Source organism: Streptomyces sp. KM273126 (assembly GCF_004337435.2).
Lineage (GTDB): Bacteria > Actinomycetota > Actinomycetes > Streptomycetales > Streptomycetaceae > Streptomyces > Streptomyces acidicola.
The window spans coordinates 5,807,058-5,833,543 of the sequence record NZ_SJXB02000001.1; the positions used below are offsets into that span (position 1 = coordinate 5,807,058).

Here is a 26,486-nt window from a genome sequence, read left to right on the forward strand (position 1 = left end):
CCCCGGCAGGCAGGGACGAACCGCAGATCCGGTGCGGTCTGCTCAGCGGAACGGGTCCGTAGGCGGATCGGACCGGTCACCCGATGCTCGGGGCATGTTCCGACGGCAGCAGGAGGTCACGCACCATGACGACGAGTGAGGGCCCGCCCGCCTCCACGAGCACCGGCCGCACCGGCCGCAGACCGGCCGGGCAGCCCGGCCGGCAGGACTGGTCGTCGTGGCCCCACTACGACGGTGCGGCGGCCGGCTTCCGCGGCTACTGGTACCCGATCACCTGGTCCAGCCACATCACCGGCAAACCCCTCCCGTTCACGATCTGCGGCGAGAAGATCACCCTGATCCGGGACAGCGGCAAGGCGTACGCGCTGCACAACCGCTGCCCGCACCGCGGGGTGCCGCTCTCCGAGGGCAACCAGCAGTTCCCCGGCACGGTCAGCTGCCCCTACCACGGCTGGACGTTCGACCTGCCCACCGGAAAGCTGTGCGCGGTCATCACCGACGGCCCCGGCTGCCGGCTCACCGGCAAGGTCGAGGTGAAGACGTACGCCGTCGAGGAGCGCCTCGGCATGGTGTGGGTGTACATCCCCGTCGCCGACGAGGACCCCCACCCGATCGACGAACAACTCCCCGAGGAACTCGTCTCCCACGGCTTCGTCATGGGCGGCCGCATCGAACCCCGCGGCGGCAACTGGCGGTTCGCCTGCGAGAACGGCTTCGACGAGGGGCACGCCAAGTACCTGCACCGCACCGCGCTGTGGCGGCTGTTCAAGCCGATGCCGACCTGGAACATCACCCGGATCGTCCCCCGTGGACGCTGGATCTTCCGGGTCCAGGACGAGGTCCACTGGGAGGCCGAGTTCCCCGGCGTGGGCCGCTGGTCCAACAAGCGCTGGTGGAAACTCCAGCCGCCCAAGGAGACCTTCAACCTCGGCAACACGGGCAAGGCGGACAAGGTCGACCCGACGATCGAGGCCCAGGAGTTCCCCGGCTTCGCCTCCCTGGCGATGCCGGGCGTGCTGCGCATCGCCTACCCCAAGTTCATCCACTACGAGTTCTACGTCCCGGTCGACGCCGACAACCACCGCTATGTCGGTGTGATGGTCAACTTCACCGAGGGCTGGGAGACGCTCAGGTTCTACGCCAAGTACCTGGGGGCGATCCGCTGGTTGTTCCACGGGCAGTTCTCCGGCCAGGACGCCTGGATGGTCGACGTCACCGACGCCCCTCCGGAGAAGCTCTACCGCCCCGACATCTCGCTGACCGCCTGGCGGAACCTCAGCGAGGAGGAGTACGCGAAGAAGCTGGCCGCGGCCGGGGCCCCACCCGCTCCTTCCACCGGTTCCGCCAATTCCACCGGTTCCGCCAATTCCACCGGTTCCGCCAACGCCGGCAACGCGAAGAAGGGCTGATCATGGGCCGCACACTGCTCACCCTGCTGGCCGGGGCCGCCATCGCCGTGGCGCTCCCCCTGGCCAAGAAGCGCTTCGAGCGTACGACGATGACCCAGGTCCACAGGATCAACCAGTGAACGACCACACGGCGGCCGGTCTGGCCGGGCTGGACGACCGGCGGAGGGCCTGGGCCGGCGAAGCCTGGCGGCACGTCACCGGCGACCGGCTGCGAGAGCTGATCATCGGGCTCGTCGACATCCCGAGCCCGACGGGCGACGAGGGCCCCCTCGCGGCCCATATCGCCGGCACGCTCGCCGACTCCGGATGCTCCGCCACGGTGCAGCCGCTCGACGACCGGCAGGCCAACGCGTGGGCTCGGCTCGACGGCGACGGAACCGGCCCCGACCTCATGCTCTACGCGCCCATCGACACCCTGACTGTGGGCGAGGAGAGCGAGGACCTCCCGTGGATCGGCCCGGAGTTGCGGGACGACATGCGGCCGCGGGCCACCGTCTACGATGACCTGGTCACCGGGCTCGGCGCCTCCAACCCGAAGGGCCACGCGGCGTGCGTGATGATGGCCGCCGAGGCCATCGCCCTCGCGGGCATCCCGCTCACCGGCGATCTCGTCGCCGCGTTCGGCGCGGGCGGCATGCCCACCAACGCACGGCCGGGCGGCACCCGGTACAACACCGGCCAGGGCGTGGGCTGTTCGTTCCTGCTGGAGCAGGGCGTGTGGACCGACTACGCGGTGATCGCCAAACCCGGCTGGACGGTCTCCCACGACGAGGTCGGCCTCGTCTGGTTCGAGGTCACCGTCCACGGCACCCACACCTACGTCGGCTCGCGGCACCGGCTCCCGTACGACAACGCCATCGCCCGGGCCGGAGAGGTGGCCCGGCACCTGGAGGAGTGGTTCGTCGAGTACGCCGACCGCCACACCGGCGGCACGGTCGCACCCCAGGGCATCGTCTCCTCCGTACGCGGCGGCTGGCCCCGCATGGCGGCCGTCACCCCCGCCGTCTGCACCCTGATGGTGGACCTGCGTATCGCGCCCGACACCACACCGATGCAGGCCAGGCGGGAGTTCTCGGCCGCGCTGGACGCCCTGCGCGCCGAGGTGCCAGGCCTTGATGTCACCGCCCGCATGGTGCTGGCCATCCCCGGTACGCGCACCGACCCGCGCAACTGGGTCTGCCGCAGCGCGACAGCGGCCTGGGAGGCCTTCGAAGGGCGCGAGCACGAGGTGATCCGCGGCAACAGCGGTGCGACCGATGCCAACATCCTGCGTGGGCGTGGCATCCCCACCGTGCGGGTCGGGATGCCGAAGGTCGCCGACGCGGAGGCACCGTTCCCGATCGACTTCGCCCGCGGGATGAACACCGTCTCCGTACGGGCCATGGAGAAGCTGACGCGCCATCTGATCCGTACGGCCGTCGACACCGTCACCCGCACGCGCGCCGAGGTGGAAGGAGAGCCGTCATGACCGAGATCGTCCTGGGCGTGGGTGCCTCGCACAGCACGTTGATGAACACCCACTGGGAGGAGACCCTCCACAAGGACCGCGCCGAGCGTTTCCGCGACGCGCTGAAGGAGGCGTGCGACGAACTCGCCGCTGCCCGCCCCGACACCGTGATCCTCGTCGGCTCCAACCACTTCCGCGGCTTCTGGCTGGATCTCATCCCCGCCTTCACCCTCGGCGTCGGCGAGTGCGTCGCCAGCGGGGAGTCCGGCACCCCGAAGGGCCCGCAGCCCGTGGACGTACCGCTCGCCCGGCACATCGCGGGCTCCCTCGTGGAGGGCGGCCGTTTCGACCCCGCGTACTCGGCCCGGCTGCAGATCGACCACGGCCAGTCCCACGCCATCCAGTACCTCCTCGACGGCCTCGACGTGGAGATCGTCCCCCTCGTCGTCAACGTGTTCGCCCCACCGCTGCCCACCCTCGAACGCTGCGAGGAACTGGGCCGCGCGATCCGGGAGGCGGTCCTGGCGTTCCCCGGAGACCGTCGCGTCGCGGTGATCGGCTCCGGCGGGCTCTCGCACCGGCTGCCCTGGCCGGACTGGCGCGATCCGCACGGCGACGACGAGGAGTTCATGGTCGGCGCCTGGCTCAACGGCCGGGACAACTGGCAGGACTACGACGCCCGCCGCCGCGAGATCATCCGCGCCGCCGAGGCCGCGCTCAACCCCGGCTTCGACGACGAGTTCCTCTCCCTCGTCGAGAAGGGCGAGACCCACCTCGTCACCCGGTTCACCACCGAGGAACTGGAGAAGACGGCCGGCAACGGCGCACAGGAAGTACGCACCTGGCTGCTCATGGCGGCCCTGCTCGACCACGTGCCCGGCCGGCGCCTCGCCTACGAGCCGATGCCCGAGTGGCTCACCGGGATGGCCGTCGCCGTCCTGAACCCCGCACAGCCGTCCTGAACCCCGCACAGACGAACACCGGAAGCTGAAAGGCAGCCATGAGCATCTGGACCGAACTGATCGGCGTCGACTACCGGCACACCTACGTCGAGACCGCCGGCTTCAGGACCCGTGCCCTGCAGGCCGGACCCGAGGATGGCGAGCACGTGGTGTTCCTGCACGGCACGACCGGCCATCTGGAGGCCTTCGTACGGAACATCCCGGCGCACGCCGAGCGCTACCGCTGCCACGCCGTCGACATGCTGGGCCACGGCTACACCGGCAAGCCGGACCGCCCCGGTGAGATCCCCGCGTACGTCGAGCACCTGATGTCCTACCTGGACGCCGTCGGCGCCGAACGCGTCCACCTGGTCGGCGAGTCGCTGGGCGGCTGGGTCTCGTCCTGGGCGGCGAGCGAGTACCCGGACCGCGTCGCCTCCCTCCAACTGCTGTGCATGGGTGGCACGAAGATCAACCCGAAGGTGATGGAACGGCTGAAGACCTCGACGCGGGCCGCCGCGCTGGAGGACGACGTGTCCTTCACCCGGGAGCGGCTCAAGCTGCTGTGGGCACAATGGGACGAGGACCTCGGCGAGGAGCTGACGCAGGTCCGCTACGGCATCTACCACCACCCCGACTTCCAGGCAAACCTGCACAATCTGCTGGCCCTCCAGGAACCCGGGGCGCGTGAGCGCAATCTGCTCCGGCCGGACCGGATGGCGCGGATCAAGGCGCCGACGCTGGTGGTCTGGGGCAACAAGAACCCTCTCGGAGACGTCCCGGAGGCCGAGGCCATCGCCGCCGCCATCCCCGGCGCCCGCCTGGAGGTCTTCAACGAGTGCGGTCACTGGCCGCAGCACGAGAAGGCCGAGCTGTACAACCCCCTGAGCCTGGCGTTCCTCGCCGAGGCACGGTGACCGGGGCCGAGCACGTTAGCCGGGACCGGGGCCGGGCAGTGGCCCGGTCACTCCGAATTAACAGCACGACGCATGGCCTGATCGAGGGCATGCATGGTTCCGTGGAGGGCCAGATCCAGCCACAGACCGCGTTCTGAGGAAGGCAACGGATTGATCGGGAGGTTCTACACATGAGCGTCACCTCGGTTGGCCGCGCCGACGTTCCACCCCTCGTACCCGACCCACCCGACGAAGCCGTCCCCTGCATGGTGTCCGGCGTCCCGGCCCAGGTCCGCGGTTCCGCACCGGCCCAGAGCCCACGCGCGGCCGCGGCCCCGGTACCGCGTCCGGAGCCGGGGCCGGTATCGCGTCCGGCTCCGGCATCGATTCCGCGCTCGGCCCCTCCCGCTGCGTACCCCGACCCGATGAACTCGGTTCTCGGCAAGGTCAGACCCATTCTGGAGGCGTTCACTCCCGAGGACGACGCCCTCTCCCTCGCCGAGCTGGTGCGCCGCACCGGGGTCGCCAAGGCCACCGTGCACCGGCTCGCGCAGGAACTGGTGGTGTGGGGGCTGCTGGAGCGGTCGGGCTGTGACTACCGGCTCGGGCTGCGACTGTTCGAGATGGGCCAGCGGGTCCACCGGCAGCGCATCCTGCGCGAGGTGGCCCAGCCGTACATGGAGGACCTCCTGCTCGCCACCCAGGAGACCATCCACTTCGCCATCCACGACAGCCTGGACGTGGTGTACCTGGAGAAGATCTTCCCCCACCGCGGGCTGAACGAGGAGTCCCGGGTGGCGGGCCGGCTGCCGCTGTACTGCACGGCCACCGGCAAGGCGATCCTCGCCTTCTCCCCGAGCACGCTCTTCGTCGACGTGGTCAGGAACGGTCTGAAGCCGTTCACCCGGCACACGGTCACCTCACCGGGCCGACTGCGGGCCCAGCTGGAACGGATCAGGTCGGAGGGCATCGCGACCGAGGCCGAGGAGATCCGCCTCGGGTACACGAGCATGGCCGTGCCGGTCTTCGGCAGCAGGTCCACACTCGTCGGCGCGCTCTCCATCACGGCGCCCACCTATCGCATGGATCCCACCGGGCACGCCGGCGCGCTGCGCGCAGCCGCCCTCGGGATCAGCCGGTCGCTGCGGTGAGCGCGGTCCTTCAGGAGGTGCTCACCCGGGCCCGGAAACTGATCGGGCAGTGGGAGAGCGAGGACTGCGGCGTCCTCGCCGTGAAGGACTTCTGCCGCTACGCAGCAGCCCTCAACGACCTCGACTACATCCGCACGGCCCGTGCACAGGAGGCAGCCGGCGAACCCGTCGTCGCTCCAGCCCTGTTCCTCGCCGGGACGCTGAGCTGGGAGGACGGCCCGCCGGAGAACGAACTGCGCCCGGATGGGCTGGCCGCACGCGAGTCGCCCTGCACCGACGGCCTGCCGGTGCGGCAGGTGCACGGAGGACAGTCGGTCCGGCTGCGCCGGGCCCCGGTCTCGGGGATGCGGGTCACCGCGGCCCGGTCGCTCGTCTCGGCCGACCACCGGCACGGCCGGTCGGGCGAGTTCGTGCTGCTCGGCGTCACCACGCGCTTCACCTCGCAGGACGGAGCCGAACTGATGGCGGTGGACGAGACGATCGTCGTCCTGGACGGAGTCCCGGACGAGGCGACGGACGCGCCGACGGGGGTGACCGCCGCATGACGACCGTCACCCCCGTCGCAGGGCAGCTGTGCGCGCCGCGCACCTACTCCCACAGCAGGGTGCAGCTCTTCCGGTTCAGCGCCGTGTCCTGGAACTCCCACCGCGTCCACTACGACGCCGAGTACGCGGCCCTGGAGGGCTTCCCGGACGCGGTGGTGCAGTCCACGCTGCACGGCGAGACCCTCAGCCGGTACGCGCTGGAGTGGGCCGGGCCCGGCGCCGCCCTGGAGTCGGTGAGCTGGCGCAACCGGGCCACCGCCGTGGCCGGTGAGCGGCTCACCTGGTCCGCGACGGTGCGCACGGTCGAGCCCCGCGACGAGGGCGCCCGGGTGACGCTGGACGTCGCCGTCCACAAGGACGACGGCGCCCCCTGCGTCACCGGTCACGTCGGACTCACCTGGCGTGCTGCTCGTACCAGCCCTTCAGCAGGGTCGTCCCCAGCTCCGGCGACTTCTTGATCAGCTTCTGCTCGACCAGGAAGCCGGCGATCTTCTCGGACGCGGTGACATCCGTGTCGTCGATGCCGCGGGCGGCGAAGGTGATCTCCGGCAGCACCTTCGCCGTCTGGTCCGCGGGCAGTTTGACCTGCTGTTCGGAGGCCTTCGCCGCGGCGGCGGGATCGTCGGTGACGAGCTTGTCCGCCTCGGCGACCACCTTGAAGACCTTGCCCGCGACGTCTTCGTTGTCCTTCAGCCAGCTCTGGTCGACCAGCAGCCACTGCACGTACTTCACGCCGAAGTCACCGATGCGCCCCGCGATGTGGCCGCCCGCCGCGTCACCCCGGGCCGCCCACGGCTCGAAGAGGACGTAGGCGTCGATCGAGCCCTGCTCCAGCATGCCCGGTATCTCCGGCGGTGAACTCTCCAGGATCTTCACCGACTTCGGGTCGATGTCGTTGTGCTTCAGGTACTGATGCGTCGCGTAGAGGCCGAGGCCGCCGATCGACGCCATCGTCCTGATCTGCTTCGGTGAGTCGATGCCGTCGCGCAGGACGACCTTGAGGTAGCGGTCGGAGGACTGGAAGACGCCCAGGGCCCGCAGACCGGGATTGGCGACCATCAGCGGCAGCGCCGTGGAGTCGGCGTTGGCCGCGATCTGCGCCGTGCCCGCGGTGACCGCCTGGGAGGCCGCGGGACCGCCCTCGGTCTTCACGAGTTCGACGTTGACGCCCGCCTTCCTGAACATGCCGCGCTCCACGGCGAGATAGAAGGGCGCGTAGGAGGCGTCCACCCCGAGGGCGAGCCGGACCGTCGGCTGCCCCGCGGACGACACCCCCGTCGAATCGGTGCTGCCGGCCGTGCAGGCCGTGGTGAGGACCAGCGCGGTGCAGGTGGCGGTGAGAGCGAGACCCCTGGTCCCGAGGCGGGACCCGTCGTTTGTGTGCATCTTCATCCTCCCAGGGCGGGGAATGGTGAGCGGGGGGTGGTGGAGCGCCGACCCTCCCAGTGCCGGCCCGCCGGGCATAAGCAGAGCGTCCTGCTCACCGGAACGAACTCATTGGGCGGTACCGGGGCCCTCCCTAGCCTCCGGAGCATGAGCGTTCTTTCCGACATGCCGGTGACCAAGGACGAGTCGTCGCGCAGGATCGAGACCGACGTCCTGATCATCGGCGCCGGGCCCGCGGGCCTCTACGGCACCTACTACGCGGGCTTCCGCGGGCTTCGGGTCGCGGTCATGGACGTACTGCCCCAGTGCGGCGGCCAGATCAGCGCGATGTACCCAGAGAAACCCATCTTCGACATCGCCGGGTTCCCCTCGGTGCGCGGCCGTGACCTGGTGGACAACCTGGTCGCGCAGGCCGAACCGTACGGGCCGGTCCACCTCCTCGGGGAGCGTGCGGCCGAGCTGTCCCACGATGCGGACGGCCGGCCCGTCGTCCGCAGCGACCAGGGGACCGAGGTCCACGCCGGGGCCGTGGTGATCACCGGGGGAGTGGGCACGTTCACGCCCCGGCCACTGCCGGCGGGCGAGGCCTTCCTCGGCCGCGGCCAGATCTACTTCGTGGCGCAGCCCGCCGACCACACCGACCGGGACGTCGTGATCGTCGGCGGCGGCGACAGCGCCTTCGACTGGGCGGTGACCCTCGCCCCCGTGGCCCGGTCCGTCACGCTCGTGCACCGCACCGACCGCTTCCGCGCCCACCGCGCCACCGTGGAGAAGGCCCGAGACCTCGGCATCGGGATCCTCACCGACTCCGAGGTGAGCGCCCTGCACGGCACCTCGCATGTGGAACACGTGGAGATCCGGCACCGGCTCGACCGGACCACCCGCCTGCTGCCCGCACAGACCGTCGTCGCGGCCCTCGGCTTCAAGGCCGACCTCGGCCCGCTCCAGCACTGGGGCCTGACGCTGCGGGCACGCCGTATCGCCGTGGACACCCGGATGGCCACCAACATCCCCCGCGTCTATGCCGCGGGCGACATCACCGACTACCCGGGCAAGGTGCGCCTCATCTCCGTCGGTTTCGGCGAGGTCGCCACCGCGGTCAACAACGCCGCCACCGTCATCGACCCGGAGGCCCAGTTGTTCCCCGGGCACTCCACCGAGAAGGAGAACTGAGATGGCCTACGTCATCGGGTCGGCCTGCGTCGACATCATGGACCGGTCCTGTGTCGAGGAGTGCCCGGTCGACTGCATCTACGAGGGTGCGCGCAAGCTCTACATCAACCCCACCGAGTGCATCGACTGCGGCGCCTGCGAGATCGCCTGCCCCGAGCAGGCCATCACGGTCGACCGGAAGGCGGACCCCGGACACCGCGAGGACAACAAGCAGTTCTTCGAAGTGGTGCTGCCCGGCCGGAGCGAGCCGCTCGGGACACCGGGCGGCGCGAGCGGAGTCGGGCGCGTCGACGCCGACTCCCCGCTGATCGCGACGGTGGGCGCATGACGGCCCGCGAGGTACTCAAGGCCGCTCCCGACGTGGTCAAGGCCGCCGACACCCTGGCCGAAGCCGTCCGCACGGGCAGGGCCTGCCCTCCCGTACGGTCCCTGCTCCCCGAGGGCGACATCGACGCCGCGTACGCGGTGCAGCGGGTGAACGTCGAGCGAGGGCTCGCGGCCGGACGGCGGATCGTCGGCCGCAAGATCGGGCTCACCTCTCCGGCCGTGCAGCGGCAACTCGGTGTGGATCAGCCCGACTTCGGGGCGCTCTTCGCCGACATGGCGGTCCCGGAGTCAGGCGTGGTGGCCGCCGGGCGGCTGCTCCAGCCCAAGGTGGAGGCCGAGGTCGCGCTTGTCCTCGGCGCCGATCTGCCGCACGCCGAGTGCACGGTGGCCGACGTGTTGCGGGCGGTCGACTTCGCGCTGCCCGCGCTGGAGATCGTGGACAGCCGGATCGAGGGCTGGGACATCCGCCTCGTCGACACCGTCGCCGACAACGCCTCCAGCGGACTGTTCGTGCTCGGCGGCACGCCCGTGCCCCTGTCGGGCCTGGACCTGCGCGGTGTCCGGATGACGATGACCCGGGGCGGCGAGGCCGTGTCCGAGGGCACCGGCGCCGACTGCCTCGGCAGCCCGCTGGGCGCCGCGGCCTGGCTCGCCTCCACGCTGGCCGGCAGGGGCGATCCCCTGCGGGCCGGAGACGTGGTGCTCACGGGAGCGCTCGGGCCCATGGCGGTTGCCGCCCCAGGCGACCGGTTCGAGGCACGGATCAGTCAACTCGGCCGGGTGGCAGTCGAGTTCGCGGTCGAGTTCGCAGCGGAAGGAGAGGGACTGTGAGTACCCGCACCAAGGTGGCCGTCATCGGCTCGGGCAACATCGGCACCGACCTCATGATCAAGGTGCTACGGCTGTCGGAGAGCCTGGAGATGGCGGCGATGGCCGGGATCGACCCGGACTCCGACGGCCTGGCGCGCGCTTGGCGCCTGAAGGTCGCCACCACCCACAAGGGCGTCGAAGGGCTCGTCGAGCTGGACGAGTTCGCCGACGTCGGCATCGTCTTCGACGCGACCTCGGCGGGCGCCCACCGTCACCACGAGGAAGTACTGCGCCCGCTGGGCCGCACCCTCGTCGACCTGACCCCGGCCGCCATCGGCCCGTATGTCATCCCTCCGGTCAACGGCGACGCCCACCTGGACGCCCCGAACGTCAACATGGTCACCTGCGGCGGGCAGGCCACGATCCCGATCGTCGCGGCCGTCTCGGCGGTGACCCCGGTGCACTACGGCGAGATCGTCGCGTCCATCGCCTCGCGCTCCGCCGGACCCGGCACCCGGGCGAACATCGACGAGTTCACCGAGACCACCGCCCGCGCCATCGAGCAGGTCGGCGGTGCCGCCCGGGGCAAGGCGATCATCGTCCTCAACCCCGCCGAACCCCCGCTGATCATGCGGGACACCGTGCACTGCCTGGTCTCGGAGTGCGACGAGGAGGCCGTGACCGCCTCCGTCGAGACCATGGTCGGCCGGGTCCAGGCATACGTGCCCGGCTACCGGCTCAAGCAGCGGGTGCAGTTCGACCGGATCGCCGCCGACGACCCGCAGCGCGCACTGGTCCCCGCCGCCACCGTCGGCACCGACGCGTTGAGGGTGTCGGTGTTCCTGGAGGTCGAGGGCGCCGCCCACTACCTCCCCGCCTACGCCGGAAACCTCGACATCATGACCTCGGCCGCGCTGCGCACCGCGGAACGTCTGGCCGCCCACCACACCACGGAGGCCGCCAAGTGACCGGCTTGTACGTCCAGGACGTCACCCTGCGCGACGGCATGCACGCCATCCGGCACCGCTACACCGTCGAGCAGGCCCGCACCATCGCCGCCGCCCTCGACTCCGCCGGGGTCCGCGCCATCGAGATCGCCCACGGTGACGGCCTGTCCGGCTCCAGCATCACCTACGGCGTCGGCGCCCACACCGACTGGGAGTGGATCGAGGCCGTCACCGACGCCGTGCACCAGGCCACCCCCACCACCCTGCTGCTGCCCGGCATCGGCACCCTGCACGAACTCAAGCAGGCCCACACCCTCGGTATCCGCTCGGTACGCATAGCCACCCACTGCACCGAGGCCGACATCGCCGCCCAGCACATCGCCGCCGCCCGGGAGTTGGGCATGGACGTCGCCGGGTTCCTGATGATGTCCCACCTGGCCGAACCCGCCGAACTGGCCCGTCAGGCCCACCTGATGGAGTCCTACGGCGCCCATTGCGTGTACGTCACCGACTCCGGCGGCCGGCTCACCATGGACGGCGTACGAGACCGCTTCCGCGCCTACCGCGACGTCCTGTCCCCCGACACGGAGCTGGGCATCCACGCCCACCACAACCTCGGCCTCGGCGTCGCCAACAGCGTCGTCGCCGTCGAGGAGGGCGTCACCCGTGTCGACGCCTCGCTGGCCGGTCAGGGCGCGGGCGCCGGGAACTGCCCGCTGGAGGCGTTCGTCGCGGTCGCCGACCTGATGGGCTGGGAGCACGGCTGCGACCTGTTCCCGCTCATGGACGCCGCCGACGACCTCGTACGCCCCCTCCAGGACCGCCCGGTACGCGTCGACCGCGAGACCCTCACCCTCGGCTACGCGGGCGTGTACTCCAGCTTCCTGCGCCACGCCGAGACCGCCGCCGCCCGCTACGGCCTCGACACCCGCACCATCCTCGTCGAGGTGGGCCGGCGCGGCATGGTCGGCGGCCAGGAGGACATGATCACCGACATCGCCCTCGACCTGGTGGGGGAGGGGCGGGCATGACGGCGTCAGACATCCCCCTCCGGGTCGGCGTCCGCGTCCCGCCCTGCGACCGCGCGGACCGTGTGGCCGAGACGGTACGGCGAGCGGAGCGGCTCGGCTTCGACGACGTCTGGTTCCCCGATTCCCAACTGCTGTGGCGGGACGTGTTCACCACCCTGACCGCCGCCGCCCTGGGCACCGAGCGGATCGGCCTCGGCACCGCGGTCACCAACCTGGCGACCCGGCACCCGGCCGTCGTCGCCTCGGCCGCCCGCAGTGTCGCGGAACTCGCCCCCGGCCGTTTCACTCTCGGCCTCGGAGTGGGCAACAGCTCCGTCGGACCGATCGGCCTGCGTCAGACCACCTCGGCGGCGATGCGCGAGGGGCTCGGCATGCTGCGCGCCCTGCTCGACGGCCGCGAGTGGGAATTCGATGTCTCCGAGAGCAGCACGGTTCGCTCGCGGCTGCGTGATCCACGTCCCGAGGTTCCGCTGCACCTGGCCGCGAGCGGGCCGAGGAACCTGCGGCTCGCCGGAGAGGTCGCCGACGGTGTGATCCTCCTCAGCGGGGTCTCACCGAGGACCCTGGAAGGAGCGACGGCGCGGGTGCGCGAGGGCGCCGAGGCGGCGGGCCGGAACGCCGACACCATCCCCCTGACGGTCTCCGCGTACTGCGCGGTGACCGACGACATCGAGGCCGAGGCCCGCCGGATCAAGCCCATCTGCGCGTCGATCGCCCAGAACGGCGGTGCGCCCTTCCTCGCCCTCGCCGGAATCGACGTCCAGGTGCCCGCCACGATCGGCGGGGTCTACCCGGACCTCGTGCACGCGGAGGACTGGGACGCCGCCGTCGACATCTGCTCGGCATGGATCAGCGACGAGGCGGCCGCCCGGTTCGCCGAGGAGTTCTGCCTGTTCGGGACCGCCGAGCAGATCACCGAACGCCTGCGCGCCCTGCACACCACCGGTGTCACCGGAGTGTTCCTCCAGCACGTCGGCTCCTACGACCCTCCCACCGACCTGATCGAGGCCGTCGGCAGCTCCGTGCTGCCGGCACTGTCCCGGACCACTGAAGCGAAGGCGGAGCACCGATGACGGACACCGTGCGCAAGGGCTACGTCCCCAGCCCCTTCGGGCAGTTGCACTACGCGGAATGCGGCGGTACGGGCGACGAGCCCGTGCTCATGCTCCACCAGACCCCGCGCTCGTGGACCGAGTACCTCCACGTGCTGCCGCGCGTCGGCACCGCACGCCGCGCCATCGCCATGGACACCCTGGGCTTCGGCGCCTCCGCGAAGCCCGACGGACCCCACTCGATCGAGCGCTTCGCCGACGCCGCCGAGGCCCTGGCCGGCGCACTCGGACTGGAACGCTTCCACCTCGTCGGCCACCACACGGGCGGCGTGATCGCCGTCGAACTCGCCGCGCGCCTGGGGGACCGGGTGGCGAGCCTCCTGCTCTCCGCCACACCCTTCATCGACGAGGAGAAGCGGCGCACGGCGGCGGAGCGCAAGCAGATCGACCACGTCGACCCCAAGCCGGACGGCTCGCACCTGCTGGAGCTGTGGAACCGGCGCCGCGAGTTCTACGCGAGCGGGGAGGAGGCCGCCCTCACCCGGTTCATGGTCGACGCGCTGACCGTCCTGGACCGGGTGGAGGAGGGCCATGTGGCGGTCCGGCAGTACGCGATGGACCAGCGGCTGCCCGGCATCACCGCCCGCACCCTCGCCGTCTGCGCCCCCGGCGACCACTACTCCCTGCCCGCCCTGGAGAGGTTCGCCGCGGCTCTCGGCTGCGAGACCCGCGTCCTGTCCGGGGGCCACGTCCCCGTCCCCGAGCAACTGCCCGGGGAGTTCGCCGAGGTCGTGCTGGAATGGTCCGCCCAGGCCTGAACCGGGCCCGGGCGGACCTCCCGTCACATCAGGCTCCGTCACTTCAGGCCGATATGCGCACCGGGCCCGAGCGGCAGATCGAACCCGTAGAAGATCCCCAGGATCGCCAGCCACACCACCAGGAACGGCACCGTGAAGATCGACAGCCGGGCGATGAGCGTGCCCAGCCGCGCATCCGGCTCGTAGCGGCGCAGCAGCGCCAGGAGCAGGAAGACGTACGGGTTCATCGGCGTGATGATGCCGGTGGCCGAGTCGCCGATGCGGAAGGCGGCCTGGCTGAGGGCCGGACTCATGCCGAGGAGCATGAACGCCGGGACGAACACGGGCCCGACCAGCGACCACAGCGCGGACCCGGACACGATGAACAGGTTCAGACAGGCCGCCAGGAGAACGAACGCCACCAGCGCCCAGAAACCGGTCAGACCGATGGAGTCGAGGCCCGCCGCGGCCTTCACGGCGAGCAGGATGCCCACGTTGGACCAGTTGAACAGGGCGATGACCTGGGCGGCGACGAACATGAGGACGATGTAGCCGGCCATGTTCCGCACGGAGTCGGACATGGCCGTGACCACGCCCTCCGAGCCGGACAGCGCCTTCACCGTGAAGCCGTAGGTGAGCCCCGCCAGCAGGAACGCGCCGAACAGCACCGGAACGATGCCGGTGAGCAGCGGCGAGGGCACGAGTGCCCCGCCCTCGCCGCGCAGCGGGGCGCCCTCGGGCAGCCACAGGGACAGGACCGCGCCCGCGTAGAGGACGACGACGAGGGCGGTGAGCAGCAGCCCGCGGCGCTGGACCGGAGTGAGAGTGAGGTCCTGCTCGGGCTCGTCCTCGGCGGCCGTGGACGCGTCGTACGTGCCCAGGCGCGGTTCGAGGACGCGGCTGATGAGGAAGCCGCCGAGCAGGCCGAGGACGAGGCTGCTGGCCGCGGTGAAGTAGTAGTTGACGAGCAGGTGCAGATCGAGGCCCTGGGCGGCCGGCAGGACCGCGGCCGCCTGCTGGGTGATGCCGATGTACAGGGCGTCCAGCGAACCGATGGTGAACCCTGCCGCATAGCCCGCGCCGACGCACGCGAAACCGCCGATCAGCCCGGCCACGGGGTGCCGTCCGGCGCTCTTGAAGACCACGGCGGCCAGCGGCGGCAGCACGATCGCGGCGACGTCGCTGATCATGTGCGCCTGGCAGGCGATCAGCGCCACCAGATACGGCAGCACGGCGCGCGGCGCACGGGCGAGCGTGGCCCGCATGACGGTCTCCAGGAGCCCGGCCTTCTCCGCGACGCCCACCGCCATGATCATGAGCAGCACGGCGGCGATGGGCGGGAACGTGGCGAAGTTGGTGACCAGGTTCTCCGTCAGCCAGCGTATGCCCTCGCCGGTGAACAGCCCGGTGACGGCCTTCGTCTCGTCGGTGCCGGGGACGGTGACGGTCACGTCGGCCAGCGCGAGCGCGGTGGAGATGACGGCCAGGATCACGAACAGGCCGGTGAACAGGATGATCGGGTTGGGCAGCGCGTTGCCCAACCGCTCGATCACCGCGAGCACACGGTCGATACCGGTCGGCCGTTCGGAGCCGGGGGACTGTCTGCCGGGCGCTGGGAGGTCGGTGGTTGAGGACATCAGGGCTGCCTTCCGGTCGGTGCCGCTGGGAGCAGAAGGTCCTTCCGGACGACGCCGTCCTGGATGACGCAGACGATGTTGGCGGGCTTGCCGAGGACGCCGATGTCCGTGAGCGGATCGCCGTCGCAGATGACGAGGTCTCCGGTGCGGCCGGCGGCGAGGGTGCCCAACCGGTCGGCGACACCGAGGAGCTCGGCGGAGGTGCGGGTGCCGGCGACGATGGCGGCCATGGGGTCCATGCCGAGGTCGACGAGATAGCTGAGTTCCATCAGGTTCACGCCGTGCGGGCCGACGGCGGCGTCGGTGCCGAGCGCGATCCGGGCACCGTACTCGATGGCCCGGCCGATGTTCTCCTTCGTGACACCGGACCAGCGGGTCTTCTTCTGGTAGTGGTAGTCCGGCATCGTGTCCTTGTTGATGCCCGCGTACACGGTGGACAGCGTCGGCACGACGAAGGTGCCCTGCTCACCCGCCATGTCCAGGGCCCGCTCGTCGAGCCCGTAGCCGTGCTCGATGCTGGTGACGCCGGCGCGCAGGGCGGTGAGGATGCCGGCGTTGCCCTGTGCGTGGGCGGCGACCGGCTTGCCGCCGTGGCGGCCGGCCTCGTCCACGACGGCCCGGATCTCCTCCTCCAGCAGGCCCTCGTCGTCGGGATCGTCGTAGGGACTTCCCATGCCACCGGTGGCGCAGACCTTCACCAGATCGGCGCCGTCGCGCAGCACCCGGCGCACGGCCAGCCGGGCCGCGTCGGTGCTGTCGGCGATCTCCGACATCCCGGCGCTCAGATCGGTGCCGTCGGGCAGACGGACGTCCGCGTGCCCGCCGGTGTGACTGATGATCCGCACGGCCGTGTGCAGCCTCGGCCCCACGACCCGGCCGCTCTCGACGGCCGTACGGAAGCCCGCCGACAGACCGCCCAGGTCACGGGCGGTGGTGATGCCCGCGTCCAGGGTCTGGCGCAGCCGGGCGACCGTGTCCAGAGTGACCAGGACGGGGTCGAGCTCCGCACGGCGGCTGGGCGGCGACCCCTGTGCATAGGCGAGGTGGACATGGCAGTCGAAGAAACCGGGCAGGACGGTGCGACCACCGGCGTCGACGACGCGGGCGCCGGCCGCGTCCTCGTCCGCCGCGGGCGCCGTGGCGGCGGGACCGGCGTAGGTGATGGTTCCCTGGGCATCGATCGTGACGACAGCGTCGTCGACGGGGCCCGCGCCCGTGCCGTCGATGAGCCGGGCGTTGCGGACCCGCAGAGCGGTCCGGGGGGCCTCCTGCGTCGTGACATGCGTGGTCATGGGGTTTTTGGGGGTCATAGGGGTGCGGTCACTCCTCCGTGTCGGAAAACTCGGTGTCGGCATCAGAGGAAGGGAGTGTGGAATGCGGAAGAAAACCTGGTGTGACAGTGCAGCTTTCTCGCCGGATTCCCTCCACGTGCGCAGAGAAGCGCCAACCATGGGAGTGCAGGAATGTGCCGCCGGCGGCCGGATCACGGCGTCAGCCGCCGACGAAGCCGCCATGGAGCTCGACGAACTCGACCGGGGGATCGTCCACGCCCTGCAGATCCACCCCCGCGCCCCGTGGACGCTCGTGGGCGAGGTGCTGGGCGTCAACCCGGTGACCGCCGCGCGGCGTTGGCACCGGCTTCAGGAGGCGGGCCTGGCGTGGGTGACCGCCTACCCCCGGCTGTCCAACACACGGATCGTGGTGACCGGGGTGGTCGAGGTGGACACCGAGCCCGGCGTCGCCGAGGACGTGGCCGGCGCCCTCGCGGCGAACCCGTCGGTGGCGAACATCAAACTCACGGCGGGCGGCCGGGACCTGGTCGCCGCCGTACAGGCCCGCAGCCTGGACGAGTTGGCGCGCTTCTCCACGCTGCTGTTCCAGCGGACACCCGGGGTACGGGCGACGCGTACGCACGTGTCGACCGGCGTCCCGACCGAGGGCAGCCGATGGCGGCTGCGCAGCCTGGACGACGCCCAGAGCGCGACGATCGAGGCGGCGGTCCCCCCGGCCCACGAGCCCCCACCCGCGGCCGAGGCCCGCGGGGACACCCTGGACGCACACCTGCTGGCACTGCTGAGCATGGACGGGCGCATGTCGCTGCGCGACCTGTCGGCGGCGACCGGAGCGAGCCTGACCACCGTGCGCCGCCGACTGCAGTCGATGCTCGCGTCCCGGCTCGTCCTGCGCTGCGACCTGGCCCGCCCGCTCTCGGGCTGGCCCCTGTCCGCCGTGTACTTCGCCTCCGTACCGGGTCAGTACGTGGAGGAGACGAGCCGGGTGCTGTCCGGGGTCCGTGAGGTCCGCTCGTGCGCGATCACGGCGGGCCCGCACAACCTGGTCATCGACGTCTGGCTGCGCGACCTGCGGGACGTGCACGCCTTTGAGGCCCATCTGTCACGCAAGCTGCCGCGCCTCGCCGTCGCCGACCGCTCGGTGGTGCTGCGCACCGTCAAGCACATGGGGCGGCTGCTCGACCACGACGGCCGCTGTGTCGGGGTCGTACCGCTCCGGTATCCGGAGGGACCGCGGCCCGCCGCCGCACCCGTCACCTGAGCGGTCTCCTGGGGGCGGGCCGGGGGAGCCTCAGAGGCGGGTCGGACGGCAGATCAGACGGCGGACCAGCCGTTGTCGACGGGCAGGACGGCGCCGCTGATGTTGCTCGCGGCCGGGGAGGCGAGGAAGACGATGGCGGCGGCCTGCTCCTCGGGGTCGGCGAAACGGCCGGCGTGGGCCTGGTAGGGGCGGAGTGTGGCCGCACCCCGGGTCGCCAGGTCCAGTCCGTCGACGATGTTGGTCGTGGTGCCGCCGGGGGCGACGGCGTTGGCCCGTATGCCCTGCTCGCGGTACATGACGGCGAGACTCTTCACCAGGCCGACGACGCCGTGCTTGGAGGCGGTGTACGCGGCTCCGGCAGCACCGCCGCGCAGACCGGCCTCCGAGGCGGTGAACACGATGGAGCCGCCGCCCGCGGCCAGCATGTGCGGCAGGACCGCGCGGGTGAGGAGGAAGGGCGCGGTCAGGTTGACGCGGAGGACGCGCTCCCACTCGGCGTCGTCGGTCTCGCCGAGGGTGGACATACGGTCCATGATCCCGGCGTTGTTCACCAGGACGTCCACCCCGCCCAGGCCCTCGACGGCCCGCCCGACGACCGTGTCCACCACCGCCTGGTCGCTCAGGTCACCCATGACGGCGAGAGCGGTGCCCCCGGCGCTCTCGATCGACTTGACGGTCTCCTCGGCGCCCTCCCGGTTCAGGTCCGCGACCAGGACCTTCGCACCCTCCTCGGCGAACCTCAGGGCAGTCGCCCGGCCGATGCCGGACGCCGCTCCGGTGACGACGACACCGCGTCCTTCAAGTCCCGCGCTGCTCATGGACGCTCCTTCTGCCGAGGGACACGACTCCCGGTACCGGGGGGACGGACGAAAGGCCTGCGCTTCAGGGTGCGAACCGGTGCTTCCGGGTGTAAAGAGCGGCGTCGGCCATACCGTGTTCGTTCGTCGCTGCGTCCTGGTCACTGTCGAGGACGGCGGTGCGGGTCCGCTGTCGCCGCCCTCGCAGTACGGGTGCGGGGCCGGGGTCGGGGCCGGTTCAGGACAGGCAGCCCACATGGGCGAGGGCCTGCTTGAGGAGGACTCCCTGGCCGCCCGGCATCTCGTTCTGGACCAAGGGGTCCGCGGCCTCCTGAGGGCTGAACCAGACCAGGTCGAGGGCGTCCTGGCGGGGGCGGCAGTCGCCGGTCACCGGCACGATGTAGGCGAGGGCCACGGCGTGCTGACGGGGATCGTGGAAAGGGGTGATCCCCTGCGTCGGGAAGTACTCGGCGACGGTGAAGGGCTGGAGGGAGGCCGGGACCAGGGGCAGTGCCACCGGGCCGAGGTCCTTCTCCAGATGGCGCAGCAGGGCGTCACGGACCCGCTCATGGTGCAGCACCCGGCCCGAGACGAGGGTACGGCTGACCGTCCCGTCCGGCCCGATGCGGAGCAGCAGTCCGATGCTGGTGACTTCGCCGCTGTCGTCGACTCGTACGGGCACGGCCTCGACGTACAGGATCGGCATCTGGGCGCGTGCCTGTTCGAGATCGTCGGGGCTGAGCCAACCCGGCGTGGTTTCGGTCATGTCAGACATTGAATGATCGTACTTTCACCGGGTCCCGCTTTTCGCGCACAGCGCTCCACGTCACACATGACTCGCACCGGCTGTGCTACCGCTGTTCGACGCGGGTTCGACGAGGTCGTCCCTTTGTGCGTATCGCGTCCGGTCCGCATCGCGTCCGGTCCGTTCAGCCGGTGCGGCGGGAGCGGGCCAGCGCGAGCCCGCCGAGGACCATGGCGATCAGCCCCACCACCAGGGCCACGATGGCCCCGCCCAGCCCGTTGCCGGTGCCGACACCGCCGTCGGCGGTGGCCACGACCAGCCCGCCGAGGGCAAGGCCGACCAGCCCTGCCACCAGAGCCATGATGGCCCCGTTCCGCTCGGAGCCGATACCGATACGGCCGGCGGAGCCGGCCAGGACCAGCCCACCGACGACCAGGCCGGCCAACCCGGCCAGCGCGGCCACGGCGGCCCCGACCCGGCCGGAGCTCATGGCGTACACACTGGCGGCGGCCGACTGGGCCGAGACGTACGCGACCGCCGGTGCGGCAAGCACGGATGCGACAGACATGAGGTGCTCCTTCTTCCTTCTCCCACGACGGGATGTCCCACTGGATGTCCGACTGGATGTCCCACCGGACGTCGCCTGATGGTGTCCCCCGGACCCACCGCCGGTCGTCCGGCGGGCGCGGTCAATTCGTACTGCCGCCGCTGCCGCATCCGGCTGCTGCGGACGCCGCAGGAGCCGCGAAGCTACCGCGCGTGCGGTAGTCGGCCGCTCATCCGCGCGCGGGATCCGCCCACGCCGGCATCCGGCTAGGGTGCGCGCATGGACAGGGGGCGGATCGGTGTCGTGGACTGGGCGATCGCCGTCGGTGTGGCGGCGATCCTGCTGGTCACCGGGCTGTCCGGGGAGCACTCCGCCACGAGCCTCGATCTGCTCGGCTACGCGCTGTTGACGGTAGGTGGACTGGGGCTGGCTGCGCGCCGCCGGGCGCCGGTTCCGGTCCTGGCCGTCACCGGGCTGTCCGCGGTGGGCTACCAGGCAGTCGGCTTCGACGTGCCTGTCGTCGCCTACCTGTTCGCGGTGTACGCGGCGGTACGGGCGGGACACCGCACCGCCACGGTGGTGGCGAGCGTGACCATGCTGGTCGTTCTCCCCCTCGCGGCCCTGGCCTCGGGCCTGCACGACACGAGCGAGGCGTTCGCGCGGGCCCGGGGCGCACTCGAACTGGCCTGGCTGATCGCGGCCGCTGCCGCGGGCGAGGCGCTGCGGCAGGCCGAGCGGCGGGCGGACGAAGCCGAGCGCACCCGGGAGGAGACCGCGCGGCGCCGCGCCGACGAGGAGCGGCTGCGTATCGCGCGGGAGTTGCACGATTCGCTCACGCACCAGATCTCGATCATCAAGGTGCAGTCCGAAGTGGCCGTCCACGTCGCCCGCAGGCGTGGTGAACCGGTACCGGAGGCCCTGCTGGCGATCCAGGAGGCCGGACGTGAGGCCACCCGCGAGTTGCGCGCGACCCTGGAGGCGCTGCGCGACGACGACACGACCCCGCCGCGCGGGCTCGACCACCTCCCGGAACTGGTGGAACGGGCCCGTGCCATCGGTCTGGACGCGACGCTGACGATCGAGGGACAACGACGTCGCGTGCCCGCCGCGGTGGACCGCACCGTCTACCGGATCGTTCAGGAGTCGCTCACCAACATCGCCCGTCACGCGGACGCCGCCACGGCGTCGGTCCGCGTCGACTGCCGCCCGGACGCCCTCGCGATACGCGTCGACGACGACGGCAGGGCGACGCCGGACACCGCCCCGACGCCCGGCGTCGGACTGCTCGGCATGCGCGAACGAGTCACCGCCCTCGGCGGCCGACTGCGCGCCGAACCGCGCGGCGAGGGCGGCTTCACCGTCCAGGCCGAACTCCCCGTGGACCGGACGCCGTGATCCGTGTCCTGCTGGTCGACGACCAGCCGCTCCTGCGCAGCGGATTCCGCGCGCTCCTCGACCTCGAAGACGACATCGAGGTGGTGGCCGAGGCCGCCGACGGGAGGGAGGGCCTGGCACTGGCCAGGGAACACCTGCCCGACATCGCGCTCATCGACATCCAGATGCCGGTCGTCGACGGCATCGAGGCCACCCGGTGCATCGCCGCGGACCCGGCCCTGGCCGGGGTGCGCGTCGTCATCCTGACCAACTACGGCTTCGACGAGTACGTGTTCAACGCGCTGCGGGCCGGAGCCGCCGGGTTCCTCGTCAAGGACATCGTGCCGGAAGACCTCCTCCACGCCGTACGTGTCGCCGCGCGCGGCGACGCCCTGCTCGCGCCGTCGATCACCCGCAAGCTGATCGACAGGTATGTCACCCAGCCGCTCAACACCGGCACCGACACAGGACTGGACGAGCTCACCAACCGCGAACGCGAGGCCGTCGCCCTGGTCGCGCAGGGCCTGTCCAACGACCAGATCGCCGACCGCATGGTGATCAGCCCGATGACCGCGAAGACCCACATCAACCGGGCCATGACCAAGCTCCGGGCCCGTGACCGCGCTCAACTCGTGGTTTTCGCCTACGAGTCCGGCCTGGTGACCCCGCGCAACCGCTGACGTCCACGGTCCAGGGGGAGGGGGAGTCCAGGGGCGGCGACGCAGACCATATGGTGGGTCCCCCGTTGCGTCCTCCTGTTCAATGGAGCTGTACGGCATCGGCCAGTCGAGAGGAGTAGCCGTGTCCCCCGCGGTCGTGCCGCCCCTCGGGGCGCGCATCCGGCAGGCGCGTGTGGAGCGCGGGATGAGCCTGCGGGCGCTGGCCCGCGAGATCGGGGTGTCGGCGAGCCTCGTGTCGCAGATCGAGACCGGCAAGAGCCAGCCGTCGGTCAGCACCCTGTACGCGATCACGACCGCGCTCTCCCTCTCCGTGGAGGCGCTCTTCGACGCACGCGACACCGCCCCCGCGGCTCCCCTGACCCCCACGGCGGCCACCTCCGCAGTCCCCTCGACCGTGCTCCACGCCCTGGCCGCCTTCGCCGCCGACCCCGGCCGCCGTATCGGGCCGCTGGTCGGAGCGGGGGAGCGGGAGACGCTGGAGCTGGACTCGGGAGTCGTATGGGAACGTCTCGGCCACGTTCCGGGCATGGACGTGGACTTCCTGCTCGTCACCTACCGTCCCGGCGGCTCCTCGTCCGGCTCCGGCGGGCTGATGCGGCACGCGGGCACCGAGTACGGCTATCTGACCTCCGGCGAACTCGTCCTCACCCTCGGCTTCGAGGAGTTCACCGTGCGCCCCGGCGACGCGGTCTGCTTCGAGTCGACGACCCCGCACCGCTACCGCAACGACGGTGACGAACCCGCCGTCGGCGTCTGGTTCGTGTTCAGTAGCACTTGACACTTCCTCCGTGCGGTCGTTCACTCCGGGTGGGGGTGGTCTCCATGGCGATCCGTACGTTCGGACCCAATGCCGTCGACTGGGAAGAGCGCATCGACCTGGACCGGCTGCGCAAGGAGCGCCTGTCCCGGCTGCGCAGCGCGCTGAACGACTCCTCGCTCGGAGCCGTGCTCAGCTTCGACTTCGCCAACATCCGCTACATGTCCGCGACCCACATCGGCACCTGGGCCATGGACAAACTCATCCGCTTCGCACTGCTCGTGCGCGGCGGCGAGCCGATCGTGTGGGACTTCGGCTCCGCCGCCCGCCACCACCAGCTGTACAACCCGTGGCTGGATCACAGCGACGGCAAGGAGGGCCCGCCGACCGGCGCCCGAGCGGGCATCTCCACGCTCCGGGGAGCCTTCCACCCGGACGCCGGCATCGCCGAGGACGTCGCTGCCAGGATCGCCGCCGAACTGCGTGAACACGGCCTGGCGGACGAGCCGTTGGGCGTCGACCTCGTCGAGATGCCGATCCTCATGGCACTGCGCGCCGAGGGCATCGACGTCGTCGACGGCCAGCAGGTCTTCCTCGCCGCCCGCCGCACCAAGACCCGCGACGAGATCTCCCTGCTCACCCAGGCCTGCGCGATGGTCGACGCCGCCTACGAGGAGTTGTACGGCTTCCTGCGGCCCGGCGTCCGCGAGAACGAGTGCGTCGGGCTCGTCAGTAAGGTCCTGTACGACCTCGGCAGCGAGTACGTCGAAGGGGTCAACGCGATTTCCGGGGAACGCTGTTCACCGCACCCGCACGTCTACAGCGACCGCCTGATCCGCCCCGGCGACCCCGCCTTCTTCGACATCCTGCACAGCCACCTCGGCTACCGCACCTGCTACTACCGCACGTTCGCCGTCGGCAGCGCCTCCACCGCACAGCGCGACGCGTACGTCCGCTGCCGTGAGTACATGGACCAGGCCATCGCCCTGGTGCGGCCCGGCGCCACCACCGCCGACATCGTCCAGGTGTGGCCGCGCGCCGAGGAGTTCGGGTTCCCCGACGAGACGGCCGCCTTCGCCCTCCAGTACGGCCACGGGGTCGGCCTGTCGATCTGGGAGAAGCCCGTCTTCAGCCGTCTCGTCTCCCTGGACCACCCCGAAGTCCTCGAAGAGGGCATGGTGTTCGCGCTGGAGACGTACTGGCCCGCCGCCGACGGCTGGTCGGCCGCGCGCATCGAGGAGGAAGTCGTCGTCACCGCCGACGGCTGCGAGGTCATCACCAGGTTCCCGGCGGAGGAACTCCTGGTCGCGGGCCGCAAGTACTGGACGGTCGGCGGCGAGCTCAACACCCGCCGGGAGGCCCAGTCCCATCTCAACACCCGTGCGCACGGGAGTAACTGATGGCAGTTCAGGAACAGAACCGGACGGCGGAACTCCTCGCGCTGTACGAGCAGATGGTCCTCGTGCGGCGTACGGAGAAGGCCGCCCACGACCTGTTTCTGTCCGGACTGGTGAAGGGCACCACGCACCTGGCCGCCGGGCACGAGGCCATCGCCGTCGGGGCGAGCGCGGCCCTGCGCGCCGACGACTACGTGTTCGCCACCTACCGGGGCCACCACCACGCCCTCGCCCGCGGCGCGACGCCGGAGGAGTGCCTGGCCGAACTCATGAGCAGGGCCACCGGGCTGTGCCGGGCCAAGGGCGGCTCCATGCACCTCACGAAGGCCTCGACGGGCATGCTCGGCTCGTACGCCATCGTCGGCGCCCACCTCCCGATGGCGGTCGGAGCGGCCTGGTCGGCCCGGCTGCGGGGGACCGGCCAGGTCGCGGTGGCGTTCTTCGGGGACGGTGCCACCAACATCGGCGCGTTCCACGAGGCGCTCAACCTGGCGGCGGTGTGGAAGCTGCCGGTGCTGTTCGTCTGCGAGAACAACCTGTACATGGAGTACACGCCCATCGCCGACGTCACCGCGGTCGCGCGGCCGGCGGCCGACCGGGCGTCCGCGTACGGCGTCCCGGGCGAGGTCGTCGACGGCAACGACGTCGTGCTCGTCCGGGAGGCGGTGTTCCGGCTGGCGGAGCGGGCCCGGACAGGAGACGGGCCCGCACTGCTGGAAGCCGAGACGTACCGCCACTTCGGGCACAGCCGCGCCGACCCCGCGACGTACCGGCCGCCCGAGGAGGTCGAACGGTGGCTGAAGCACGACCCGCTGGACATCGCACGCGGACGGCTCACCGACCTGGGGGTGCCCGCGGAGACGCTCGCCGACGCGGACGAGCGGGCACGTGACGTCGTACAGCGGGCCGTCGACGCCGCGAAGGCCGCGCCCGGTCCCGATCCGCGCGAGGCACTGACCGATGTGTGGGCGGACGGAGGCGCGGCATGGCGGACGTGATCGACGGCCGGCCGGCCGGCGCACGGCAGATCACCTACCGGGAGGCTGTCGCCGAGGGCATCGCACGTGAGATGCGGCGCGATCCGGCGGTCGTGTGCCTCGGCGAGGACATCGGAGCCGCGGGCGGGGTGTTCAAGACAACGGTCGGGCTGCGCGACGAGTTCGGGCCCGAGCGGGTGTGGGACACGCCCATCTCCGAACAGGCCATCGTGGGCGCCGCGATGGGGGCCGCGATGACCGGGATGCGCCCCGTGGCCGAGATCATGTTCTCCGACTTCCTTGCCTGCTGCTGGGACTACCTCGCCAACGAGATCCCCAAGGTCCGCTACATGACGGGTGGCCAGGTCACCGTGCCGCTCGTGGTGCGCACCGCGAACGGCGGCGGACTCGGCTTCGGCGCCCAGCACTCGCAGGCCACGGAGAACTGGGCGTTCACGATCCCCGGCCTGAAGATCGCCGCACCGTCCACGCCCGCCGACGTGGTCGGCATGATGGCGGCCGCCGTGCGCAGCGACGACCCCGTGGTCTTCTTCGAGCACAAGGGGCTCCTGGCGTCCAAGGGCGCGCCCCCGCCGCCGGACCACGTCGTCGAGCTGGGCCGCGCCGCCGTGGTCCGTGAAGGCGGCGACGTCACGCTCGTCGCCCTCGCCTCGATGGTGCCGGTCGCGTTGCGGGCCGCCGGAATCCTGTCCGGGGAGGGCATCGAGGCGGAGGTCGTGGACCTGCGCTGCCTGGTGCCCCTGGACGTGAGCACCGTACTCGCCTCACTCGCCCGGACCTCCCGGCTCGTCACCGTCGAGGAGAACCCGTACCAGGGCGGCTGGGGTGGCACGCTCGTCTCGGTCGTTGCCGACGAGGGGTTCGGCCTGCTGGACGCGCCGGTGCGGCGAGTGGCGGGGGAGTGCGTCCCGCTGCCGTTCGCCGACGCGCTGGAGCAGCGGGTGATCCCCACCGTCGACAAGGTCGTGGCAACCGTCCGCGCCCTGGCCGCGTACTGACCCCCGACTCGTGTCCCCAAAGACCCGTATCCCCCAAAGACCCGTATCCCCCGAATACCCGTGTCCCCAAGCCGTACCCCCCACCCCCATC

At 71.2% G+C, this 26,486-nt stretch carries 27 protein-coding genes; 21 read left to right on the plus strand and 6 right to left on the minus strand.

Translation table 11 applies throughout. From position 1 onward, the window contains the following. The first annotated feature begins 125 nt into the window (after positions 1-125). The 7 genes from E0500_RS24750 (at position 126) to E0500_RS24780 (ending at position 6,847) form a co-directional block, all read left to right on the plus strand. Complete coding sequence (locus tag E0500_RS24750) at positions 126-1,409, plus strand: Rieske 2Fe-2S domain-containing protein (RefSeq protein ID WP_131558778.1); 1,284 nt, start codon at positions 126-128, stop codon at positions 1,407-1,409. Positions 1,410-1,524: 115 nt separating this feature from the next. Next, complete coding sequence (locus E0500_RS24755) at positions 1,525-2,877, plus strand: peptidase dimerization domain-containing protein (RefSeq protein ID WP_131558780.1); 1,353 nt, start codon at positions 1,525-1,527, stop codon at positions 2,875-2,877. Continuing rightward, a complete protein-coding gene (locus tag E0500_RS24760) occupies positions 2,874-3,818 on the plus strand; it encodes a catechol 1,2-dioxygenase (RefSeq protein WP_131558782.1) in 945 nt (314 codons plus the stop codon). The genes E0500_RS24755 and E0500_RS24760 overlap by 4 nt, the downstream gene beginning before the upstream one ends. A gap of 38 nt (positions 3,819-3,856) precedes the next feature. Continuing rightward, positions 3,857-4,714, plus strand: a complete 858-nt coding sequence (locus tag E0500_RS24765) for an alpha/beta fold hydrolase (protein WP_131558784.1) — start codon at positions 3,857-3,859, stop codon at positions 4,712-4,714. Positions 4,715-5,118: 404 nt separating this feature from the next. Next, entirely contained in the window at positions 5,119-5,844 is a 726-nt protein-coding gene (locus tag E0500_RS24770) for an IclR family transcriptional regulator (RefSeq protein WP_131558786.1), read from the plus strand. Further along, a complete protein-coding gene (locus E0500_RS24775; RefSeq protein ID WP_131558788.1) occupies positions 5,841-6,389 on the plus strand; it encodes a MaoC family dehydratase N-terminal domain-containing protein in 549 nt (182 codons plus the stop codon). Before E0500_RS24770 ends, E0500_RS24775 begins: the two co-directional genes overlap by 4 nt. Beyond that, positions 6,386-6,847 carry a MaoC/PaaZ C-terminal domain-containing protein gene (locus E0500_RS24780; protein ID WP_131558790.1) on the plus strand — a complete coding sequence of 154 codons (462 nt, stop codon included), beginning with the start codon at positions 6,386-6,388 and terminating at the stop codon, positions 6,845-6,847. The genes E0500_RS24775 and E0500_RS24780 overlap by 4 nt, the downstream gene beginning before the upstream one ends. Here E0500_RS24780 and E0500_RS24785 read toward each other — a convergent pair. Beyond that, the gene (locus tag E0500_RS24785; RefSeq protein WP_131558842.1) at positions 6,783-7,775 is read right to left on the minus strand and encodes an ABC transporter substrate-binding protein; all 993 of its coding nucleotides are present in this window, start codon (positions 7,773-7,775) and stop codon (positions 6,783-6,785) included. The two genes, E0500_RS24780 and E0500_RS24785, sit on opposite strands and share 65 nt — an antisense overlap. A 147-nt stretch (positions 7,776-7,922) precedes the next feature. On the opposite strand from E0500_RS24785, the gene E0500_RS24790 reads away from it, so the two are divergent. The 7 genes from E0500_RS24790 to E0500_RS24820 are packed head-to-tail and all read left to right on the plus strand — an operon-like array spanning position 7,923 to position 13,933. Next, on the plus strand, positions 7,923-8,948 hold the full coding sequence (locus E0500_RS24790) for an NAD(P)/FAD-dependent oxidoreductase (protein WP_131558792.1): 1,026 nt from the start codon (positions 7,923-7,925) through the stop codon (positions 8,946-8,948). A 1-nt stretch (position 8,949) separates the two neighbouring features. After that, the gene (gene fdxA / locus E0500_RS24795; RefSeq protein WP_131558794.1) at positions 8,950-9,276 is read left to right on the plus strand and encodes a ferredoxin; all 327 of its coding nucleotides are present in this window, start codon (positions 8,950-8,952) and stop codon (positions 9,274-9,276) included. Next, on the plus strand, positions 9,273-10,106 hold the full coding sequence (gene mhpD / locus E0500_RS24800; RefSeq protein ID WP_131558796.1) for a 2-keto-4-pentenoate hydratase: 834 nt from the start codon (positions 9,273-9,275) through the stop codon (positions 10,104-10,106). Before fdxA ends, mhpD begins: the two co-directional genes overlap by 4 nt. Then, a complete protein-coding gene (locus E0500_RS24805) occupies positions 10,103-11,053 on the plus strand; it encodes an acetaldehyde dehydrogenase (acetylating) (protein WP_131558798.1) in 951 nt (316 codons plus the stop codon). Before mhpD ends, E0500_RS24805 begins: the two co-directional genes overlap by 4 nt. Next, positions 11,050-12,063 carry a 4-hydroxy-2-oxovalerate aldolase gene (gene dmpG, locus E0500_RS24810; RefSeq protein WP_131558800.1) on the plus strand — a complete coding sequence of 338 codons (1,014 nt, stop codon included), beginning with the start codon at positions 11,050-11,052 and terminating at the stop codon, positions 12,061-12,063. Before E0500_RS24805 ends, dmpG begins: the two co-directional genes overlap by 4 nt. After that, the gene (locus E0500_RS24815; RefSeq protein ID WP_131558802.1) at positions 12,060-13,136 is read left to right on the plus strand and encodes an LLM class flavin-dependent oxidoreductase; all 1,077 of its coding nucleotides are present in this window, start codon (positions 12,060-12,062) and stop codon (positions 13,134-13,136) included. The genes dmpG and E0500_RS24815 overlap by 4 nt, the downstream gene beginning before the upstream one ends. Then, positions 13,133-13,933, plus strand: coding sequence for an alpha/beta fold hydrolase (locus E0500_RS24820; RefSeq protein ID WP_131558804.1), 801 nt, complete (start codon positions 13,133-13,135; stop codon positions 13,931-13,933). The genes E0500_RS24815 and E0500_RS24820 overlap by 4 nt, the downstream gene beginning before the upstream one ends. Before the next feature lie 38 nt (positions 13,934-13,971). Here E0500_RS24820 and E0500_RS24825 read toward each other — a convergent pair whose 3' ends face one another. Together E0500_RS24825 and E0500_RS24830 are read right to left on the minus strand one after the other, a co-directional pair. Next, positions 13,972-15,549: an AbgT family transporter gene (locus E0500_RS24825; RefSeq protein WP_131558806.1), complete on the minus strand. Its 1,578-nt coding sequence runs from the start codon at positions 15,547-15,549 to the stop codon at positions 13,972-13,974. Next, entirely contained in the window at positions 15,549-16,841 is a 1,293-nt protein-coding gene (locus tag E0500_RS24830) for an amidohydrolase family protein (RefSeq protein WP_131558808.1), read from the minus strand. Before E0500_RS24830 ends, E0500_RS24825 begins: the two co-directional genes overlap by 1 nt. Before the next feature lie 157 nt (positions 16,842-16,998). Between E0500_RS24830 and E0500_RS24835 the strand changes: the two genes are divergently transcribed. Further along, positions 16,999-18,102, plus strand: a complete 1,104-nt coding sequence (locus tag E0500_RS24835) for an Lrp/AsnC family transcriptional regulator (protein ID WP_131558810.1) — start codon at positions 16,999-17,001, stop codon at positions 18,100-18,102. A 53-nt stretch (positions 18,103-18,155) separates the two neighbouring features. Here E0500_RS24835 and E0500_RS24840 read toward each other — a convergent pair whose 3' ends face one another. The 3 genes from E0500_RS24840 to E0500_RS24850 all read right to left on the minus strand — a co-directional run bounded on the left by E0500_RS24840 (position 18,156) and on the right by E0500_RS24850 (position 20,212). After that, positions 18,156-18,920, minus strand: a complete 765-nt coding sequence (locus E0500_RS24840) for an SDR family NAD(P)-dependent oxidoreductase (protein WP_131558812.1) — start codon at positions 18,918-18,920, stop codon at positions 18,156-18,158. 217 nt (positions 18,921-19,137) lie between these two features. Next, a complete protein-coding gene (locus E0500_RS24845; protein ID WP_131558844.1) occupies positions 19,138-19,665 on the minus strand; it encodes an NUDIX hydrolase family protein in 528 nt (175 codons plus the stop codon). A 163-nt stretch (positions 19,666-19,828) separates the two neighbouring features. After that, a complete protein-coding gene (locus tag E0500_RS24850; protein WP_131558814.1) occupies positions 19,829-20,212 on the minus strand; it encodes a DUF6223 family protein in 384 nt (127 codons plus the stop codon). A gap of 258 nt (positions 20,213-20,470) precedes the next feature. Here E0500_RS24850 and E0500_RS24855 point away from each other — a divergent pair, with 258 nt between their 5' ends. The 6 genes from E0500_RS24855 to E0500_RS24880 all read left to right on the plus strand — a co-directional run bounded on the left by E0500_RS24855 (position 20,471) and on the right by E0500_RS24880 (position 26,395). Continuing rightward, positions 20,471-21,586: a sensor histidine kinase gene (locus E0500_RS24855; RefSeq protein ID WP_131558815.1), complete on the plus strand. Its 1,116-nt coding sequence runs from the start codon at positions 20,471-20,473 to the stop codon at positions 21,584-21,586. Then, the gene (locus E0500_RS24860; protein ID WP_131558817.1) at positions 21,583-22,245 is read left to right on the plus strand and encodes a response regulator transcription factor; all 663 of its coding nucleotides are present in this window, start codon (positions 21,583-21,585) and stop codon (positions 22,243-22,245) included. Before E0500_RS24855 ends, E0500_RS24860 begins: the two co-directional genes overlap by 4 nt. Before the next feature lie 121 nt (positions 22,246-22,366). Further along, entirely contained in the window at positions 22,367-23,023 is a 657-nt protein-coding gene (locus E0500_RS24865; protein WP_131558819.1) for a helix-turn-helix domain-containing protein, read from the plus strand. A 44-nt stretch (positions 23,024-23,067) separates the two neighbouring features. Next, positions 23,068-24,402 (plus strand): Xaa-Pro peptidase family protein, encoded by a 1,335-nt coding sequence (locus E0500_RS24870; RefSeq protein ID WP_131558821.1) that lies wholly within the window; start codon positions 23,068-23,070, stop codon positions 24,400-24,402. Then, positions 24,402-25,397, plus strand: a complete 996-nt coding sequence (locus E0500_RS24875; protein WP_131558823.1) for a thiamine pyrophosphate-dependent dehydrogenase E1 component subunit alpha — start codon at positions 24,402-24,404, stop codon at positions 25,395-25,397. The genes E0500_RS24870 and E0500_RS24875 overlap by 1 nt, the downstream gene beginning before the upstream one ends. Continuing rightward, entirely contained in the window at positions 25,385-26,395 is a 1,011-nt protein-coding gene (locus E0500_RS24880) for an alpha-ketoacid dehydrogenase subunit beta (protein ID WP_131558825.1), read from the plus strand. The genes E0500_RS24875 and E0500_RS24880 overlap by 13 nt, the downstream gene beginning before the upstream one ends. Positions 26,396-26,486: the final 91 nt, after the last annotated feature.

What these genes read in the sequence shown, in the direction of transcription:
- E0500_RS24750 (WP_131558778.1), top strand. Translation starts at nt 126, where the DNA reads ATGACGACGAGTGAGGGCCCGCCCGCCTCCACGAGCACCGGCCGCACC.
- E0500_RS24760 (WP_131558782.1), top strand. Translation starts at nt 2,874, where the DNA reads ATGACCGAGATCGTCCTGGGCGTGGGTGCCTCGCACAGCACGTTGATG.
- E0500_RS24765 (WP_131558784.1), top strand. Translation starts at nt 3,857, where the DNA reads ATGAGCATCTGGACCGAACTGATCGGCGTCGACTACCGGCACACCTAC.
- E0500_RS24770 (WP_131558786.1), top strand. Translation starts at nt 5,119, where the DNA reads ATGAACTCGGTTCTCGGCAAGGTCAGACCCATTCTGGAGGCGTTCACT.
- E0500_RS24780 (WP_131558790.1), top strand. Translation starts at nt 6,386, where the DNA reads ATGACGACCGTCACCCCCGTCGCAGGGCAGCTGTGCGCGCCGCGCACC.
- E0500_RS24785 (WP_131558842.1), bottom strand. Translation starts at nt 7,775, where the DNA reads ATGCACACAAACGACGGGTCCCGCCTCGGGACCAGGGGTCTCGCTCTC.
- E0500_RS24790 (WP_131558792.1), top strand. Translation starts at nt 7,923, where the DNA reads ATGAGCGTTCTTTCCGACATGCCGGTGACCAAGGACGAGTCGTCGCGC.
- fdxA (WP_131558794.1), top strand. Translation starts at nt 8,950, where the DNA reads ATGGCCTACGTCATCGGGTCGGCCTGCGTCGACATCATGGACCGGTCC.
- mhpD (WP_131558796.1), top strand. Translation starts at nt 9,273, where the DNA reads ATGACGGCCCGCGAGGTACTCAAGGCCGCTCCCGACGTGGTCAAGGCC.
- E0500_RS24815 (WP_131558802.1), top strand. Translation starts at nt 12,060, where the DNA reads ATGACGGCGTCAGACATCCCCCTCCGGGTCGGCGTCCGCGTCCCGCCC.
- E0500_RS24820 (WP_131558804.1), top strand. Translation starts at nt 13,133, where the DNA reads ATGACGGACACCGTGCGCAAGGGCTACGTCCCCAGCCCCTTCGGGCAG.
- E0500_RS24825 (WP_131558806.1), bottom strand. Translation starts at nt 15,549, where the DNA reads ATGTCCTCAACCACCGACCTCCCAGCGCCCGGCAGACAGTCCCCCGGC.
- E0500_RS24830 (WP_131558808.1), bottom strand. Translation starts at nt 16,841, where the DNA reads ATGACCACGCATGTCACGACGCAGGAGGCCCCCCGGACCGCTCTGCGG.
- E0500_RS24835 (WP_131558810.1), top strand. Translation starts at nt 16,999, where the DNA reads ATGGGAGTGCAGGAATGTGCCGCCGGCGGCCGGATCACGGCGTCAGCC.
- E0500_RS24840 (WP_131558812.1), bottom strand. Translation starts at nt 18,920, where the DNA reads ATGAGCAGCGCGGGACTTGAAGGACGCGGTGTCGTCGTCACCGGAGCG.
- E0500_RS24845 (WP_131558844.1), bottom strand. Translation starts at nt 19,665, where the DNA reads ATGACCGAAACCACGCCGGGTTGGCTCAGCCCCGACGATCTCGAACAG.
- E0500_RS24850 (WP_131558814.1), bottom strand. Translation starts at nt 20,212, where the DNA reads ATGTCTGTCGCATCCGTGCTTGCCGCACCGGCGGTCGCGTACGTCTCG.
- E0500_RS24855 (WP_131558815.1), top strand. Translation starts at nt 20,471, where the DNA reads ATGGACAGGGGGCGGATCGGTGTCGTGGACTGGGCGATCGCCGTCGGT.
- E0500_RS24870 (WP_131558821.1), top strand. Translation starts at nt 23,068, where the DNA reads ATGGCGATCCGTACGTTCGGACCCAATGCCGTCGACTGGGAAGAGCGC.
- E0500_RS24875 (WP_131558823.1), top strand. Translation starts at nt 24,402, where the DNA reads ATGGCAGTTCAGGAACAGAACCGGACGGCGGAACTCCTCGCGCTGTAC.
- E0500_RS24880 (WP_131558825.1), top strand. Translation starts at nt 25,385, where the DNA reads ATGGCGGACGTGATCGACGGCCGGCCGGCCGGCGCACGGCAGATCACC.